This window comes from Streptomyces sp. NBC_01591, from assembly GCF_035918155.1.
Classification (GTDB): domain Bacteria; phylum Actinomycetota; class Actinomycetes; order Streptomycetales; family Streptomycetaceae; genus Streptomyces.
In genome coordinates, this window is the sequence record NZ_CP109327.1 from 3,514,426 (window position 1) to 3,530,961 (window position 16,536).

Genomic DNA, 16,536 nt, shown 5'->3' on the forward strand with positions numbered 1-16,536 from the left:
TCGCGGTCCGGATGTTCGGTTGTCAGGGCGTTCGGGGTCTTCCGGATGTTCGGGGTCCCCCGGGTCTTCCGGTGGGTCTTCCGGCGATGAGGTGTTCCGTCGTCGCGGTGTTCCGCGGTCGGACGGCGGCCTCCTTCAGATGGCGGCCTTCTTCAGTCGGCGCCGTTCACGTTCCGAGAGACCGCCCCAGATTCCGAAGCGTTCATCATTGGAAAGGGCATATTCAAGGCATTCGGACCGGACCTCACAGGCGAGACAGACCTTCTTGGCCTCGCGGGTGGATCCGCCCTTCTCGGGGAAGAAGGACTCGGGATCGGTCTGGGCGCACAGTGCGCGCTCCTGCCAGCCGAGTTCCTCGTCCGCGTCCTCGACCAGCAGTTGCTGGAACAGCTCGGTCATGTGCGCCCCTCGTCTGTCTCTTGCGTCCCCGTGATGCAGCCGTTACTGATTGCGGCCGAACGACACGAGTGAAATTACAAGTGTGTAGCTCCAGGCCAGTCAAGCAAAGATCTGCTATTGGCCCAGGTATTCACCCTGCGGAACCAAGCGTATGCGGAAAGTGTGCAAATCACCAAAAACCTGACATATGCCATGGGTCTCGCCGCGCCCCCGCTTCTCGCTGAGCGAGACGACCAGGGCCGCCCCAATGTTTCGATTCGATCACCGAAGCGACCAAGATCACATTCGGGTCACGGGACCTCAACGACGTTTGCGGGCACGGTTGATGCGCCACATCTCCGGCGCGGTGGCCGCACAAACCTTTCCCCGCCCCCAGTAACCGGATGAGGTGAAACATTACCCCCAAATCGGGCATCGGGTTGACAGGGGAGGATCCAGCCGGTCTCCTTTAATGCATGCCAGCGACCGCCGCGATGTACGCCACCCACGTCCGTGGGTTCCGCACCGCTGTCCAGGCCCGCTGTTGCTGTTCCAGCTGTCACAGCTGTTGATGCCCCCAGGGCGCCGGCTCTGATCCAGCTCCTCTCGCAGATGCCTCTCCGCAGCGCTTCCGCAGGACTTCTTCTCTGCGTTCTCCGCGCCGCCGAGGCTCTCCGGTCCCAGAGACACCCCGCACATGCACCCCCCATGCCGAGGAACCACCTCATCCATGAACAGCGACAGCGACCTTCAGATCGCCGGCGACATCCTCGAGGTCCAGCACCTCCTCCAGCCGGCCCGCGAGCACCCCTCCACCGTGGCCGAGTTCGTCGGACTCGCCCGCAGCATCGCCGCCGACCGTGCCCAGTGGGCGCCGCTCGTCCAGTACGACACCACCACCCGCTGGTACCACCGGCTGCGCACCGGCCCCGGCTACGAGGTCTGGCTGCTCAGCTGGGTGCCCGGCCAGGGCAGCGGGCTCCATGACCACGGCCTGTCCTCCGGCGTACTGACCGTCCTGGACGGCCGGTTGACCGAGCGCACCGAGCGCGCCACCCGGGCGCTGGACTCCGGCGCGCAGCGGGTCTTCGCGCCCGGCTATGTGCACGAAGTGGTCAACGACTCCCTCGAACCGGCCGTCAGTCTGCACATCTACTACCCGGGACTGACCGAGATGCCGATGCACGCGGCGCAGTGCGCCCCGGCGGCCGTGGATGTCGTACCCGCCTGACAAACTGCTGTGCATGCGCATTGTGGTTCTGGCCGGCGGTATCGGTGGTGCTCGTTTTCTGCGTGGCCTCAAGCAGGCCGCGCCCGACGCGGACATCACGGTGATCGGCAACACCGGTGACGACATCCATCTGTTCGGGCTGAAGGTCTGCCCCGACCTCGACACCGTGATGTACACCCTGGGCGGTGGCATCAACGAGGAGCAGGGCTGGGGGCGTACGGACGAGAGCTTCCACGTCAAGGAGGAGCTCGCGGCGTACGGCGTGGGGCCGGAGTGGTTCGGGCTCGGCGACCGTGACTTCGCGACGCACATCGTCCGCACGCAGATGCTGGGCGCGGGCTATCCCCTCAGCGCCGTCACCGAGGCGCTCTGCGCGCGCTGGAAGCCCGGGGTCCGGCTGCTGCCGATGTCCGACGACCGGGTCGAGACGCATGTCGCTGTCGACATGGACGGCGAGCGCAGGGCGATCCACTTCCAGGAGTACTGGGTGAAGCTGCGCGCCTCGGTCGAGGCGCAGGCGATCGTGCCGGTCGGCGCCGAGCAGGCCGAGCCGGCCCCCGGAGTGCTGGAGGCCATCGCCGAGGCCGACGTGATCCTCTTCCCGCCGTCCAACCCCGTCGTGTCGGTGGGGACCATTCTTGCCGTGCCCGGGATCCGGGAGGCCATCGCGGAGGCCGGGGTGCCGGTCGTCGGCCTCTCCCCCATCGTCGGGGACGCGCCCGTGCGCGGCATGGCGGACAAGGTGCTCGCCGCGGTGGGCGTCGAGTCGACGGCTGCGGCGGTGGCCACGCACTACGGCTCCGGCCTGCTCGACGGCTGGCTCGTCGACACGGTGGACGCCGGGGCGGTCGGCGAGGTGGAGGCCGCGGGCATCCGCTGCCGTTCCGTGCCGCTGATGATGACCGATGTCGACGCGACGGCGGAGATGGCCCGGCAGGCCCTGGTGCTGGCCGAGGAGGTACGGGCGTGAGCGTCGGCGCGGCCTCCGGTGCGGTGCCCTCGTACCGGATCTGGGCGCTGCCCGGGATGCCCGAGGTGCGGGCCGGGGACGACCTGGCGAAGCTGATCGCCGCGACCGGGCCGGATCTGGTCGACGGCGATGTCCTGCTGGTCACCTCGAAGATCGTCTCCAAGGCGGAGGGCCGGATCGTCGAGGCGGCCGACCGCGAGGCTGCGATCGACGCCGAGACGGTACGGGTGGTGGCGCGACGCGGCACGCTGCGGATCGTCGAGAACCGGCAGGGTCTGGTCATGGCCGCGGCCGGGGTCGACGCCTCGAACACCCCCGCCGGGACGGTGCTGTTGCTGCCCGAGGACCCCGACGCCTCGGCGCGTGCGATCCGCGACGGGCTGCGGGACACGCTCGGCGTCGAGGTCGGGGTCGTCGTCACGGACACCTTCGGGCGTCCGTGGCGCAACGGGTTGACCGATGTGGCGATCGGGGCGGCCGGGGTCCGGGTGCTGGACGATCTGCGCGGTGGAACCGACGCGTACGGCAATCCGCTGAGCGCCACCGTGGTCGCCACCGCCGACGAGCTGGCCTCGGCCGGCGATCTGGTCAAGGGCAAGGCGGACGGGCTGCCCGTGGCAGTCGTGCGGGGGCTCGGCCATGTCCTGGACCCGGCGGATGCCGGTGGCGCCCGGGCGATGGTGCGGGTCGCGGCCGACGACATGTTCCGGCTCGGCACGTCGGAGGCGGTACGGGAAGCGGTGACACTGCGGCGTACGGTGCGCGAGTTCACCGACGATCCGGTGGACCCGGGGGCGGTGCGGCGGGCCGTGGCCGCGGCGGTGACGGCGCCCGCTCCACATCACACGACGCCGTGGCGGTTCGTCCTGCTGGAGTCCGAGGAGTCGCGGACCCGGCTGCTCGACGCGATGCGGGACGCGTGGATCGCGGATCTGCGGTCTGACGGCAAGAGCGAGGAGTCGATCGCCAAGCGGGTGCGGCGGGGCGATGTGCTGCGCCGGGCGCCTTATCTGGTGGTGCCGTGTCTGGTGATGGACGGCTCCCACACGTACGGGGACGAGCGGCGGGACGCGGCGGAGCGCGAGATGTTCGTGGTCGCCGCGGGGGCCGGCATCCAGAACTTCCTGGTGGCGCTGGCGGGCGAGCGGCTGGGTTCGGCGTGGGTGTCGTCGACGATGTTCTGCCGCTCCGTGGTGCGTGAGGTGCTGGACCTGCCGGGGAGCTGGGATCCGCTGGGTGCGGTGGCGGTGGGGCACGCGGCGGCCCGGCCCGCGGCGCGGGCGGAGCGGGACGCGGAGGGGTTCATCGAGGTGCGTTGAGGCGGGGCGCGGGTTCTACAGGCGGGCGATGTCGCCGCGGGTCATGCGCGGGGCCCGGCGGGCCGGGGTGTGGCCCGAGAGCAGGATGAGGCGGGTCGCCCGGTGGCGCTGGCCCTCGTAGGGGGCGAGCAGGGCCAGCATCTCCTCGTCGTCGGCGTCCCTGTTGCCCGCCAGGGCGTGGCCGACGATGCCGGGGAGGTGGAGATCGCCGACCGTGACCGCGTCCGCGGCGCCGTTGGAGCGCTGGAGCGTCTCGGCCGAGGTCCAGGGGCCGATGCCGGGGATCAGTTCCAGGCGGGCCATGGCCTCCGGGAGCTCCATGGCCGCCGCCTCCTCCAGGCGGCGGGCCACGCGTACCGCGCGCAGGATCGTGCCCGAGCGTTTGGCGTCGACGCCCGCGCGGTGCCATTCCCAGGACGGGATCAGGGACCAGGTGCGGGCGTCCGGCATGACGTGCAGGCCCAGCGCGGTGAACGCGGCGTGGTCCGTGGGACCGGGCGCCGGGGTGCCGTGCTTGCGGACCAGGAGGCGCCAGGCTCGGTAGGCCTCGTCCGTGGTGACCTTCTGTTCCAGGATCGACGGGATCAGGGACTCCATGACCAGGCCGGTGCGCAGCAGACGCAGGCCGGGCCGGCGGTGCCGGGTCAGGGCGAGCAGCCGGTGGCGCGGGCGGAAGGCGTCGGGGTCGTCCGTGGCGCCGAGCAGCGTAGGGAGCCGGTCCAGCAGCCACGGTGCGCCGGGGCCCCAGGCCGCCGCCTCGATCCGGCCGCCCCGGGCGGTGAGACGGAGGGTGCCGGGACCCGCGGGTGTGCGGCTGGCCCGCCAGGCCGTGCCGTCCCCGGTCATCCGGTACGTGGGGTCGGCGGGGCCGCGGCGCAGTGGGCCGACGACCAGGCGCAGGTCGAACGGGCCGGGCGGGGTCCACTCACGGGTCAGCGCGTCCGCCGCCGGAGCCGCCACCTGGTGCGGGACGGCCGCGCGGGGGGTGCTGCGGGGTGCGAATCGTCCTGCCACGGTGAGGTCCTCGGTCGTCGGGGTGCCTGTCGAGGGTATGCGCTGTGGCCGGTGTGCGGATGTCCGTCGGTACGAGCCGCGCCGTAGGCCGGACCGCGCCCGGCTGCTCGTCTGTTCGTCTATTCGTCGGAGGAGAAGCGCACTGCCGCGTCTATTCGTCAGAGGAGAAGCGCACTGCCGCGTCCGGGAGGACCGCCCCGCACCAGACGCGGATGCCGTCGCGCAGTTCGTTGTCGGCGCCGATCCGGGCCCCGTCCCCGACGACCGCGCCCGTGAGCACCGTACGACTGCCGATCCGGGCACCGGCTCCGACCAACGAGTCCTTGATCACGGCCCCCGGCTCGACGACCGCACCGGCCAGTATCGCGGAGCCGTCGATCCGGGCTCCCTCGCCGATCAGGGCGCCCTCTCCGACCACCGTACCGCCACTGATCTTGGCGTCGTCGGCGACGGAGGCCGTCGGCAGCACGAGCCCGTCGCCGCACCGGCCGGGAACGGCCGGGGACGGGGCGCGGCCCAGGACCAGATCGGCGGAGCCGCGTACGAAGGCCTGCGGGGTGCCGAGGTCCAGCCAGTACGTGGAGTCGACCATGCCCTGGAGGTGCGCTCCGGAGGCGAGCAGTCCGGGGAAGGTCTCGCGCTCGACGGAGACGGGCCGCCCGGCCGGGATGGTGTCGATGACCGAGCGGCGGAAGATGTACGCCCCGGCGTTGATCTGGTCGGTGACGATCTCCTCGGGCGTCTCGGGCTTCTCCAGGAACGCGGTGACCCTGCCGCTGCCGTCCGTCGGCACGAGGCCGAAGGCGCGCGGGTCCTCGACGCGGGTGAGATGGAGGGAGACATCCGCCCCGGAGCTCGCGTGCGAGGCGACCAGCGCCCGGATGTCCAGGCCGGTGAGGATGTCGCCGTTGAAGATGAGCACCGGGTCGTCCGGGCCCGCGGTCAGCCGGGACGCGACGTTGCGTATCGCGCCGCCGGTGCCGAGCGGTTCGCGTTCGGTGACGTACTCGATGTGGAGGCCGAGCGACGAGCCGTCACCGAAGTACGGTTCGAAGACCTCCGCCAGGTACGACGTCGCGAGCACGATGTGCTCGACCCCGGCGGCCCGGGCGCGCGCCAGCTGGTGCGTGAGGAACGGAACGCCCGCTGCCGGAACCATGGGTTTGGGCGTGTGCACCGTGAGCGGGCGCAGCCGGGTTCCCTTTCCGCCGACCAGGAGGATCGCTTCTTTTGCCTCTGTCACAGCACTGACTCTGCTTCCTGCTGGGGCCTGGCCGGGTTTCGGCTGGCCAGTGTATGCAGCCCGGTTCGGTCGTCCCAGGTCAGCAGCCCGCAGCGGTCCGCAGCAGCCTTCGTGTCGTTCCGTCAGCGGCCCTGGAGCTTGGCGGAGCTGGTCCGGGCCGAGCCGAGCTTCTCGTAGAGACGCACTCCGGGGCAATCGGTTGCGAAGCCGTCCCGATGGCCGGAGATGACGTTGAGTTTGACCTTCTTGCCCTTCTTGTACTTGTTCCCGCCGCCCGAGACGAGCGTGGCCTTGCCCCGCGGGTCGGCGCCGAACAGGCCGAGCTTCCAGGCGGTGAGCTTCGCGACGGCGTTCACCGCGGCGGCGGGCGGGTTCGACTTGGTGAAGGTTCCGAGGACCGCGATGCCCATGCTGTTGGTGTTGAAGCCGAGCGTGTGCGCTCCCAGGACGGCCCTCGTCACGCCTCCCGCCCGTCCTTCGTAGATGTTTCCGCACTTGTCGACGGCGAAGTTGTAGCCGATGTCGCGCCAGCCGCTGCTCTTGACGTGGTAGCGGTAGATGCCGCGCAGGATCGAGGCTGCCTGGGAGCACTTGTAGTTGTTGCCCGTGGCGCTGTGGTGGATGAAGGCGGCCTTGACCTTGCTGGTGTAGACGAATGTGCGTTCCCTGAGCTTCTCGTCGGCGCCCCAGCCCTTGCGGGTGATGATGCTCGGACGGGGACCGATGTACGGCTGGGCGCCGGGTGCGAGGCCGGCCTGCGCCTCGCCCCGCGCCTGGGACTCCGCCTTGCTCAGGGCGGGAAGCACGCTCGGGGCGAGGGGTGCGATGCGTCCGTCCACGGCGGCCGGGACGCCCGCCGCGGACTCTGCGCCCGCCTCCGCTTCCGCACCTGCCTCGGTTTCGGGGCCGGTCGCGGTTTCGGGGCCGGTCGCGATTTCGGGGCCGGTCGCGGGGGCCTGTTGCGGGTCCTCGCCGGGGTCGACGAGTTCGAGGCGCAGCCCGGCGGGCAGCGGTACGGCGGTGGCGGTCCGGTCCAGCGGGTCCGGGGCCTCGGGGTGTACCCGGACCGCGACGCCGTCCGAGTCGCCGACCCAGAGCGGGGCGGTGGAGCCCCGGACTGCGCCGGATTCGCGCTCGGCGGTGCCGGGGTCGGCGGAGTGCTCGGCGTTGTGCGTCTCCACGTCCTGCCAGTCCGACCACTCCCCGGTGCCGGTGGCGCGGGTACGGACCTGGACGGTGCCGTGGAGTTCGGTGTTCGCGTCGTCCCAGACGACGCCGACCAGGGAGAAGGGGCGGACCTCGCGTTCGGGCAGCCCCTGTTCGGGGGCGGCCGCGGCCCGGGTGGGTACGCCGGTGGCCCGGTCGAACGGCGCCGACAGGGTCCGCATCGACAGGGACTGCGTCGAGCCCGGCACATCGACGGGCTCGGCCGACTCGGCGGGGAAGGTGCTGGTGTCGGGGGCGGCGCCCGCGGGCACGGCCAGCGGCAGCACGAGAACTGCCGCGCAGGTGACACCGATCGAGGATGTGATGAAGGCACGCATACGAATAATCCTGGGCATACTCCGGCAACTCCGGCGACCCGGGTATCTCCGTACAATTGACGGCCCGTCTGCCGATCCGGTGTAGCCGACACTCTTCCGCCCCGCCGGGCCCACCGCCGCCGCGTACCCTTGCGCGGATGAACGCCACCGACCGCACCCCTGCCGACCTGCTGCGTTCCGCGCTCGCCGCGGACCCGGCCCGCCCCTTGGTCACTTTCTACGACGACGCCACCGGAGAACGCGTCGAACTGTCGGTGGCCACCTTCGCCAATTGGGTGGCCAAGACCGCCAATCTCCTGCAGGGCGACCTCGCCGCCGAGCCGGGCGACCGGCTCGCGCTGCTGCTGCCCGCGCACTGGCAGTCCGCGGTCTGGCTGCTCGCCTGTTCCTCGGTCGGCGTGCTCGTCGATGTGCAGGGCGACCCGGCCGACGCCGACCTCGTCGTCACCGGCCCGGACACCCTGGAGGCCGCGCGCGCCTGCCGCGGCGAGCGGGTCGCCCTGGCGCTGCGCCCGCTGGGCGGCAGGTTCCCGCAGACACCCGAGGGCTTCGCGGACTACGCGGTCGAGGTGCCGAGCCAGGGCGACCGGTTCGCACCGTTCACCCCCGTGGACCCGGACGCCCCCGCGCTGGCGGTGGACGGCGTCGAGCTGACGTCGGCGCAACTGGTGGCGCGGTCCCGCGAGGACGCGGACAAGCTCGGCCTGACCGCAGGATCGCGGCTGCTCACGGGACGTACGTACGACACCTGGGAGGGGCTGAGCGCGGGGCTGTTCGCGCCGCTGGCCGCCGGGGGGTCCGTGGTGCTGTGCCGGCACCTGGGGCAGTTGGGCGAAGAGGGCCTGGCGAAGCGCGTCGAGAGTGAACGGGTCACCAACAGCACGGTATGACAAGCACCCTGAGGACCACTCGTCCGGCCCAAACCGGGCCGAGTCCTCGGGGCTTCGCGTCAACTCCGGTACATGATCGGCGGTACAGACCACCTGGGACACAACCAAGCGTGAGGTTCAGCCGTCTACTTCTGCGACCGGCGGCCCGACGCGCCGCCGAACGTGAAGGATGGACGCAGACGTGAGCGAAAGCGCCGGCCCGCCGGACGACTCCGACGACTCGGCGGCGGGCGGGGACAGGGCGCCGTCCGGGGACGGATCCGGCGCCACCCCGGTGACCGGAGCCGGTCACCGGCACCACTGGCTGCGCTGGACCGCGCTCGGCGCCTCGTTCGTCGTCCTGGTCGCGGCGGGCGCCGGCTGGTGGCTGTACAAGAAGCTCGACGGCAACATCAGGACCGACACCTCCGCGGCCGCCGAACTCAAGGCGTACGAGCGGGAGCGGCCCGTCTCCGTGGTGCACGACGCGGAGAACATCCTGCTCATCGGCTCGGACAGCCGGGCCGGTGACAACCGCAAGTACGGCCGTGACGAAGGCGGCAGCCAGCGCTCGGACACCACGATCCTGCTCCACCTCGCCGCGGACCGGAAGAGCGCCACCGCGATGTCCCTGCCGCGCGATCTGATGGTGGACATCCCGGTCTGCCACCAGGCGGACGGCACGACCACGAAGAAGCAATTCGCCCAGTTCAACTGGGCCTTCGAGCTCGGTGGCACCGCCTGCACGATCCGTACGGTCGAGAAGATGACCGGCATTCGGATCGACCACCACATGGTCGTCGACTTCAACGGCTTCAAGGACATGGTCGATGCCGTGGACGGGGTCGAGATCTGCCTGAAGAAGCCGGTCGACGATGCCGACGCCCATCTGAAGCTCCCCGCCGGCCGTCAGACGCTCGACGGCGAGCAGGCGCTGGGGTACGTACGGGCCCGCAAGTCGATCGGCAACGGCAGCGACACCGAACGGATGGACCGCCAGCAGCAGTTCCTGGGCGCGCTGGTGAACAAGGTCCAGAGCGACGGCGTCCTGCTCAATCCGACCCGTCTCTACCCGGTGCTGGACGCGGCCACCAAGGCGCTGACCACCGACCCGGGGCTGGACAGCCTCAAGGACCTGTACGAGCTGGTGCGCGGCATGCGCAACGTACCGACCGACAAGGTGCAGTTCCTGACCGTGCCCCGGCAGCCCTACGTCGCCAACCGGAACCGGGACGAACTCGTACAGCCCGATGCGAACCGGCTCTTCAAGCGGCTGCGTCAGGACGATCCGGTCGCCGTGGTCCCGGCGGACGAGCTCAAGCGTGACGACGAGAAGAACAATGGGAAAAACAATGCCGCGACCGATACCCCGGACGCTTCGGGCCCCAGTCCCACACCTACTTATTCGGGCAACAACGCGGCGGCGGACCTGTGCAAGCAGTAAAGCAATTCCCAAACAGAGGCCGGTGATCGGCGTGTAATGAGCAGTATGACCAGTTGTAAGGACCGTGGAATTTGTCACGCACGTCGCTCGACGTGGAACAAGGCCGATAGTGTGACGCGATCCGGTGCTGCCGGCCATCAGGCCGCGCACTTCTGGAGCGAAAGATCGAGCGCCTGATCGGGGGAGGCGCCTCGCGTGGCACCGACGGAGGACTCAAGTAACCGTGGATGCGCAAAGCCGTGGGCGGGCGGACGGAATCGACCCCGCAGACCAGTGGGTCCTCAACCCGGACACCGGCGATTACGAACTGCGACTGAATCATTCCGGAGGGGATTCGGATTCCCCTTCCCGTACTTCCGGCGCGCGTGTTCCCCATAGCAGAGGGCCGGTTCGCGACAGTGCCGGCGGACGCAGAGGGGCCTCCCGCGACGGCGGGGGCGAACGCCGGGATACGGCCCGCGAGGGCCAGGGTTCCGGTCCGGGCCGCGAGGTGCCCGGTCAGCGCGGCCGCCGTTCGGCCAACGGCGCGCGTGGCCAGGAGAGTTCCGGCCCGGCGGGCCGCCGCAGCCGCAAGGCCCCCAAGGCCCGCCGCAAGAAGGCGCTGCTGTGGACGGGCGGCACGATGGCCTTCGTACTCGTCGGCCTGTCGGTGGGCGGGTACGCGCTGTACCAGCACTTCAACAGCAACCTCAACGCGATCGACGTGGGCGGGTCCGGCAACAAGAACGTCTTCGACACCGACGCCCCGATCAACATCCTGATCATCGGTACCGACAAGCGCACCGGCAAGGGCAACGAGGGCTACGGCGACAAGGGCAGCGTGGGCCACGCCGACACCAACATCCTCTTCCACGTCTCCGAGGACCGCACCAACGCGACGGCACTGAGCATCCCCCGCGACTTGATCACCGACATCCCGGACTGCAAGGTCAAGCAGCCGGACGGCTCGGAGAAGGTCGTCTCGGGCACGCCGAACGTCCGCTTCAACCAGAGCCTCGGCCAGAAGGGCCGTAACGCCGGCTGCACCATGGAAACGGTCAAGGAGATCACCGGCCTGAAGGTCGACCACTTCATGATGGTCGACTTCAACGCGGTGAAGGAGCTGTCCACGGCGGTCGGCGGGGTCGAGATCTGCCTGGCCAAGCCGGTCAAGGACCCGGACTCGCACCTGGACCTGCCGGAGGGCAAGCACCGCATCCAGGGCGAGGACGCCCTGGCGTTCGTGCGGACCCGGCACAGCTTCGGCAATCATGGCGACCTGGACCGGATCAGGGTCCAGCAGCAGTTCATCGCGTCGATGATCCGGCAGATGCAGTCGGACGACACCCTGACCAGCTTGCCCAAGCTGTACAAGCTGGCGGACGCGGCGACCAAGGCACTCACCGTCGACACCGGCATCGGCACGGGGAAGAAGCTGGCATCGCTGGCCCAGGAGCTCAGCAAGGTCAACACGAAGAACATCACCTTCACCACGGTGCCGGTGAAGGACAACCCGGCCGAGAAGACACCGGTCACCGTCGTACCGGACACGGCCAAGGCCGACCCGCTGTTCGCCATGATGCGCGACGACACCTCACTGACCGAGGTGAAGTCGAAGAAGAAGGCCGCGAAGAGCAAGCAGGACGCGCTCCTCAAGGGCTCCAAGGCGGCTGCGGGCGACGTACGCGTCGATGTGTACAACGGCGGCAAGGTGCCCGGCGCCGCGCAGGCGACGGTCGCCTGGCTCCAGAACGAGCAGGGTGTACTCAGGTCCACCAACAAGGCCAACGCCCCGGCGAAGGCCGCGAAGACGACGCTGGAGTACGCGCCGAACCAGGCGGACCAGGCCCGCGCGCTGGCCGCCATGATGGGCCTGCCCGGCTCGGCCATGAAGAAGGGCACCACGGACGCCGAAGGGCTCCAGGCGATGGTGCTGACCCTGGGGGACGACTTCAAGGGCGCGGGCACTCCCATCACCGGGCCGGCAAAGGTGCCGGCCGACATTCAGCAAGCAAACGCCGACAAGGCAGAGTGCGCCAAGTGACACCGGGTCACTGCGCGGAACCACGAGTCTGAGCAGCAGGGGGGTCCTGGTGGCACGGAGCAGTACGCCCGGGGAGGGGACGCGGCCACGCGTCCGGCACGCCGGCCAACTCGGCTGGGACGACAAGCTCTACGAGGAGGGGGCGGAGAAGGAGGGACCGGAGAAGGGCACGGACTCCGGCTCCGGGAAGCGGCGGGCCACGCCCGCCGAGAGCGGCCACCGGCGCGGTGGCGCGAAGCGGCACGGCAAGAAGAGCAAACGCCGGGTGCTGCGCTGGGGTGCGTCGGTACTCGCGCTGCTCATAATCGGCGGCGCGGGCGCCGGTTACCTCTACTACGAGCACCTCAACGGCAATCTCAAGAAGGCCGATCTGACCCTCGGCGACAAGAAGATGGCCGATCACAAGGCCAATGCCGCCGGTCAGACCCCGCTGAACATCCTGCTCATAGGCTCGGACGCGCGGGACTCCAAGGAGAACCAGAAGCTCGGCGGGGGGAAGAACACCTTCGGGGCGCCGCCCCTGGCCGACGTACAGATGCTGCTCCATCTCTCGGCCGACCGCAGCAACATGTCGGTGATCAGCATGCCGCGCGACACCATGCTGAAGATCCCGAAGTGCACCGACCCGAAGACGAAGCGCGTCTACCCCGCGACCACCGGTCTGGCGATGACCAACGAGACGCTCGGCCGCGGCGGTCCCGGATGCACCGTGGCGACCTGGTACGAGCTCACCGGCATCACCATCGACCACTTCATGATGATCGACTTCTCCGGTGTGATCTCGATGGCCGACGCGATCGGCGGTGTCCCGGTCTGCGTCAAGGGCAACGTCTACTCGCACACCAGCGAGGGCAAGGGCTCCGGGCTGAAGCTGGAGAAGGGCACCACGAAGATCAAGGGCAAGCAGGCCCTCCAGTGGCTGCGAACCCGCTACGGCTTCGAGGACGGCACCGACCTCGGCCGTACCCACGCCCAGCACATGTACATGAACTCGATGGTCCGTGAGCTGCGCAAGGGCACCAAGCTCACCGACCCGGGCAAGCTGACCGGCCTCGCCGAGGCGGCGACCAACGCGCTCACGGTCGACCCGGCCATCGGCACGGTCAAGAAGCTGTACGACCTCGCGGAGGAGCTCAAGAAGGCTCCCACCAAGCGCATCACCATGACGACGATGCCGAACGTCTACGGAACGGGCACGCTCAAGGAGCGGGTGCTCCCCAAGCCCGGCGACGCCGAGCAGCTCTTCCAGATGGTCCGCGACGACGTCCCGCTAGACGGCAAGTCGTCCAAGCGCAAGGCACCTGCCGCCAAGAAGCCCACCGCGTCCCCCGCCGACATCCCGGTGACGGTCCGCAACGGAACGCGTACCGACATCGACTATCCGGTCAAGGGCCGGGCGACGGCGGTCAAGGACCTGCTGGCCGGGAAGGACTTCACCCAGACCACGATCGACACGCAGAACACCGAACCGGCGAAGCGGACCGGGATCCTCTTCCCCAGCGTGGACATGGAGGGCAACGCCCAGGCGGTCGCCAAGGCGCTCGGCATCCCGCTGTCGGCGGTGAAGAAGTCGACCGATGTCTCGGGCATCACACTGACCGTGGGAGCCGACTGGCGCGAGGACGGGGACTACCACGCGCCCGCCGCCGAGAAGAAGACGCCGGACAGCGCACGGGCGCTCAACGGCGACGACGACAAGGCCTGCATGGACATCCAGCCGGGCTTCGGCTGGTAGCGGGGTACGACGCACCGCGGGGGCCCTCCGGCACATCGGAGGGCCCCCGCGTGGTTCCGGTGCTCAGACGGTCACGGCCGGGCGGCGGCTGGCGATGACCTTCTTCGCGAGCGAGCGCGGGCTGGTCAGGAAGCCGTACCCCCACGACATGTGCATGGTCGCGAGGGCCACCGGGATCTGGGCCCGGGCCTTCAGCGACAGCCCCTTGCCCGCCGGTACGGACCCGGCGACGATCGCCGCGACGTACCCGGCGGGGACGACGAACGCCCACGGGGTGACGGCCGCGCCGACCACGATGCCCGCCGCGATCGCGCAGACGGCGGTGGGCGGCGCCAGGTAGCGCAGGTTGATCGAGCCGGAGTGGTAGCGGGCGACGACGTGCCGCCAGCGGCCGTAGTCCTTGTACTGCTTGGCCAGCGCCCGCACGGAGGGGCGCGGCCGGTACTGCACCTTCAGCTCGGGCGAGAACCAGATCAGGCCGCCGGCCTCGCGGATGCGGAAGTTCAGCTCCCAGTCCTGGGCCCGGATGAACTCCACGTTGTAGCCGTCCGCCTTCTCCAGCGCCTCGCGGCGGAAGACGCCGAGGTAGACGGTCTCCGCCGGGCCCGCCTGGCCGCCGGTGTGGAAGGCCGCGTTGCCGACGCCGATCCTCGACGTCATGGCCGCGGCGACGGCGTCCTCCCAGGCGTTCTCGCCCTCGGCGTGCATGATGCCGCCCACGTTCTGCGCCCCGGTCTCCTCCAGGAGGCGGACGGCGGTCGCGATGTAGTTCGGCGAGAGCATGCCGTGGCCGTCGACCCGTACGACTATCGGGTGGCGGGAGGCCTTGATCGCGGCGTTGAGGGCGGCCGGGGTGCGGCCGGTCGGGTTCGGGACGGTGTGGACCCGGGGGTCCTCGCGCACCAGCTCCGCGGCGATCTCGTCCGTACGGTCCGTGGAGGGGCCCAGCGCGATGACCACCTCCATCTCACCTGCGTACTCCTGCTCCAGGATGTGCCGGACGGAGTTCCTGAGGTGACGTTCCTCATTGAGCACCGGCATGATCACGGAGACGGCGGGGTGCTGCGCGGCAGACATGGTGGTCCTCGGGTGGTCCTCGGGGGCGCCGGGGGTTCGCACCCCACCAGGCGGCGTTATTCGGCCGCCACGTTACCGCGAATGGGGGACACCGGCGCGCCCCCGCCGAGTTGCGCACCGGGCCGTTGATCGTATGGACCTACTGTGCGAACGGTCCCCCTCGCACCGCGGAGGTCCCCCAAGTGCCCACGCCGCACCGCTCCCCCCGTCCGCCGCAGTCCCGCGCGGTTCCGCCGCAGCGCAGGTCCAGAAAGCAGGACGAGCGACCACGCTGGGGCATGCGGATGGTGACCGGTCTCTCCGTGCTGGTGCTGGGAGCCGGCGGGATCGGCCATGCGGTGGTGACCAATCTGGAGACCGGGATCGACCGGATCGATCCGTTCAAGGACATGAAGAACCGGCCACGCGCGGGCAACGGCATGAATCTGTTGCTCGTGGGCACCGACGGCCGCGACCGGATCACCCCGGAGGAGAAGAAGAAGTACCGGCTGGGCGGTGCGCCCTGCCACTGCACCGACACGGTCATGCTGGTGCATCTGTCGGCGGACAAGGAGCGCGCGAGCATCGTCTCGCTGCCCCGCGACAGCTACGCCGAGATCCCCGAGCACAAGGACCGGAACACCGGTGAGCAGCACTCCGCGCACCCGGTGAAGCTGAACGCGGCCTATGCCGAGGGCGGGCCGAACCTGACCGTGCGGACCGTCGAGCACATGACGGGCGTCAAGGTCGACCACTATCTGGAAGTCGACTTCACCAGCTTCATGAAAACGGTGGACACCCTGGGCGGGGTGAAGATCTGCACGCCCCGGCCGATGAAGGACTCGTACACCGGTCTCGATCTCGCCGCGGGCACCCATGAGCTGGACGGTGGGCAGGCCCTCCAGTACGTACGCTCCCGGCACATCGACGGGGCCGCCGACCTGGGCCGGATGCAGCGCCAGCAGAAGTTCCTCGCCGCGCTGATCGAGCAGGCGACCAGCAGCGGTGTGCTGCTGAATCCGGTGAAGTTCCGGGACGCCGCCTCGACGATGCTGAGCTCGGTCCGGGCCGACAAGGGGTTCGGTACGGAGCAGATGCTGGAGCTCGGCCGGGCGATGCGCGGTTTCTCCCCGGCCTCGTCCGAGTTCGCCTCCGTACCGATGGGGAACGTCTCCTACCCGGTCAAGGGCATCGGCTCGACGGTCAAATGGGACGAGGCGAAGTCGAAGAAGCTCTTCCAGGCACTGCGCGAGGACAAGCCGCTCGCCCCGGTGCGGCCCAAGCAGCCGAAGGCGGTGGAGGTCGACGTCGCCCCCCGGCAGATCCGGGTCCAGGTCTACAACGGGACCCCGAAGGACGGGCTCGGCAAGACGGTCGACGAGGCGCTGCGCGCCACCGGCTTCGACACCACGCGCGCCCCGCTGAACGGGGAGGTGCGCGGGAACGGGGAGGTGCGCGGGAACGGGGAGCTGCGCGGCGTCGAGCACACGCTGATCACCTACGACCCGCGCTGGGACCGGTCCGCGAAGTCGCTGGCCGTCGCGTTGCCGGGGGCCGAGCTGCGGGCGGTACAGGGGCAGGGCGCCACGATGCGGGTGACGGCGGGCGCGGACTTCGAGAAGGTGCAGCGGGTACGGGCCGAGGAGACGGACAACGGCGAGTTCGACACGGTCACGGGCGACCAGGCGGCCTGCCCGTGACCGCGACGCC

The 16,536-nt window shown here is 70.0% G+C and carries 13 protein-coding genes; 8 read left to right on the forward strand and 5 right to left on the reverse strand.

The genetic code is table 11. From position 1 onward, the window contains the following. Nucleotides 1-135: 135 nt before the first annotated feature. Entirely contained in the window at nt 136-399 is a 264-nt protein-coding gene (locus OG978_RS16285) for a WhiB family transcriptional regulator (protein ID WP_003968728.1), read from the reverse strand. Nucleotides 400-1,108: 709 nt separating this feature from the next. On the opposite strand from OG978_RS16285, the gene OG978_RS16290 reads away from it, so the two are divergent. Genes OG978_RS16290 through OG978_RS16300 form a run of 3 tightly spaced genes read left to right on the forward strand, consistent with a single transcriptional unit; the run spans nt 1,109 to nt 3,898 of the window. Beyond that, a complete protein-coding gene (locus OG978_RS16290) occupies nt 1,109-1,609 on the forward strand; it encodes a cysteine dioxygenase (RefSeq protein ID WP_326765919.1) in 501 nt (166 codons plus the stop codon). A 13-nt stretch (nt 1,610-1,622) separates the two neighbouring features. Beyond that, nucleotides 1,623-2,579: a 2-phospho-L-lactate transferase gene (gene cofD, locus OG978_RS16295; protein WP_326765920.1), complete on the forward strand. Its 957-nt coding sequence runs from the start codon at nt 1,623-1,625 to the stop codon at nt 2,577-2,579. Beyond that, nucleotides 2,576-3,898, forward strand: coding sequence for a coenzyme F420-0:L-glutamate ligase (locus OG978_RS16300; protein WP_326765921.1), 1,323 nt, complete (start codon nt 2,576-2,578; stop codon nt 3,896-3,898). The genes cofD and OG978_RS16300 overlap by 4 nt, the downstream gene beginning before the upstream one ends. Before the next feature lie 15 nt (nt 3,899-3,913). Here the strand turns inward: OG978_RS16300 and OG978_RS16305 are convergent, their stop codons facing one another. The 3 genes from OG978_RS16305 to OG978_RS16315 all read right to left on the reverse strand — a co-directional run bounded on the left by OG978_RS16305 (nt 3,914) and on the right by OG978_RS16315 (nt 7,699). Then, complete coding sequence (locus tag OG978_RS16305) at nt 3,914-4,912, reverse strand: DNA-3-methyladenine glycosylase family protein (protein WP_326765922.1); 999 nt, start codon at nt 4,910-4,912, stop codon at nt 3,914-3,916. A gap of 151 nt (nt 4,913-5,063) precedes the next feature. Beyond that, on the reverse strand, nt 5,064-6,155 hold the full coding sequence (locus OG978_RS16310) for an NDP-sugar synthase (RefSeq protein ID WP_326765923.1): 1,092 nt from the start codon (nt 6,153-6,155) through the stop codon (nt 5,064-5,066). Nucleotides 6,156-6,277: 122 nt separating this feature from the next. Then, the gene (locus tag OG978_RS16315; protein ID WP_326765924.1) at nt 6,278-7,699 is read right to left on the reverse strand and encodes a peptidoglycan recognition protein family protein; all 1,422 of its coding nucleotides are present in this window, start codon (nt 7,697-7,699) and stop codon (nt 6,278-6,280) included. A gap of 137 nt (nt 7,700-7,836) precedes the next feature. On the opposite strand from OG978_RS16315, the gene OG978_RS16320 reads away from it, so the two are divergent. The 4 genes from OG978_RS16320 (at nt 7,837) to OG978_RS16335 (ending at nt 13,770) form a co-directional block, all read left to right on the forward strand. Continuing rightward, the gene (locus tag OG978_RS16320) at nt 7,837-8,589 is read left to right on the forward strand and encodes a TIGR03089 family protein (RefSeq protein WP_326765925.1); all 753 of its coding nucleotides are present in this window, start codon (nt 7,837-7,839) and stop codon (nt 8,587-8,589) included. A 181-nt stretch (nt 8,590-8,770) separates the two neighbouring features. Then, nucleotides 8,771-10,012 (forward strand): LCP family protein, encoded by a 1,242-nt coding sequence (locus OG978_RS16325; protein ID WP_326765926.1) that lies wholly within the window; start codon nt 8,771-8,773, stop codon nt 10,010-10,012. A 490-nt stretch (nt 10,013-10,502) separates the two neighbouring features. Beyond that, nucleotides 10,503-12,035, forward strand: a complete 1,533-nt coding sequence (locus tag OG978_RS16330; protein WP_326765927.1) for an LCP family protein — start codon at nt 10,503-10,505, stop codon at nt 12,033-12,035. A gap of 49 nt (nt 12,036-12,084) precedes the next feature. Then, nucleotides 12,085-13,770 (forward strand): LCP family protein, encoded by a 1,686-nt coding sequence (locus OG978_RS16335; RefSeq protein WP_326765928.1) that lies wholly within the window; start codon nt 12,085-12,087, stop codon nt 13,768-13,770. A 63-nt stretch (nt 13,771-13,833) separates the two neighbouring features. On the opposite strand, the gene OG978_RS16340 is transcribed toward OG978_RS16335, so the two are convergent. After that, complete coding sequence (locus OG978_RS16340; protein WP_326765929.1) at nt 13,834-14,847, reverse strand: glycosyltransferase family 2 protein; 1,014 nt, start codon at nt 14,845-14,847, stop codon at nt 13,834-13,836. A gap of 182 nt (nt 14,848-15,029) precedes the next feature. Between OG978_RS16340 and OG978_RS16345 the strand changes: the two genes are divergently transcribed. Further along, on the forward strand, nt 15,030-16,526 hold the full coding sequence (locus OG978_RS16345; RefSeq protein WP_442817696.1) for an LCP family protein: 1,497 nt from the start codon (nt 15,030-15,032) through the stop codon (nt 16,524-16,526). Nucleotides 16,527-16,536 lie beyond the last annotated feature (10 nt).

Excerpts from the sequence above, each read along its gene's own strand:
- OG978_RS16340 (WP_326765929.1), bottom strand. The coding sequence starts at position 14,847 with ATGTCTGCCGCGCAGCACCCCGCCGTCTCCGTGATCATGCCGGTGCTC.
- OG978_RS16285 (WP_003968728.1), bottom strand. The coding sequence starts at position 399 with ATGACCGAGCTGTTCCAGCAACTGCTGGTCGAGGACGCGGACGAGGAA.
- OG978_RS16315 (WP_326765924.1), bottom strand. The coding sequence starts at position 7,699 with ATGCGTGCCTTCATCACATCCTCGATCGGTGTCACCTGCGCGGCAGTT.
- OG978_RS16320 (WP_326765925.1), top strand. The coding sequence starts at position 7,837 with ATGAACGCCACCGACCGCACCCCTGCCGACCTGCTGCGTTCCGCGCTC.
- OG978_RS16290 (WP_326765919.1), top strand. The coding sequence starts at position 1,109 with ATGAACAGCGACAGCGACCTTCAGATCGCCGGCGACATCCTCGAGGTC.
- cofD (WP_326765920.1), top strand. The coding sequence starts at position 1,623 with ATGCGCATTGTGGTTCTGGCCGGCGGTATCGGTGGTGCTCGTTTTCTG.